The sequence below is a fragment of the Bacillus sp. SIMBA_005 genome, assembly GCF_046535585.1.
Lineage (GTDB): Bacteria > Bacillota > Bacilli > Bacillales > Bacillaceae > Bacillus > Bacillus pumilus.
Genome location: NZ_JAWRWI010000203.1, coordinates 1 through 300, shown reverse-complemented (window position 1 = coordinate 300; position 300 = coordinate 1). Strand labels below are relative to the sequence as shown.

General features: G+C 59.0%; 1 protein-coding gene. It reads right to left on the bottom strand.

Annotated elements, in window-relative coordinates; all coding sequences use genetic code 11:
- The coding region (locus SB660_RS19775) for a contractile injection system protein, VgrG/Pvc8 family (RefSeq protein WP_410583971.1) at positions 1-300 on the bottom strand (300 nt) is incomplete at both ends.

Genomic DNA, 300 nt, shown 5'->3' with positions numbered 1-300 from the left:
GCCTTGTACGTATTGGAGTAGGCATCATCCCGCGCACCGCGATGGACCACTTCGACAATGACCTGTCCGTTTGGCGCATCAGGCAGCGCTTCATCGATATGCAGAATGCGCGCGGGCATCAGCGCAAGAACACTGCTCTCGCCTTCATAGATAACCTGGGATGCGATAGCCGCCTCATGCCTGAGTTGGGCTTCCCACTTCGCCGCCTGCGCTTCCGGGTGATGCGTACCCCACACGTAAGGTTGGCCGTACGTGGTCTTATCTTCGGCTGCTACGTTGGCATCGTCCCTGAACCGCTCC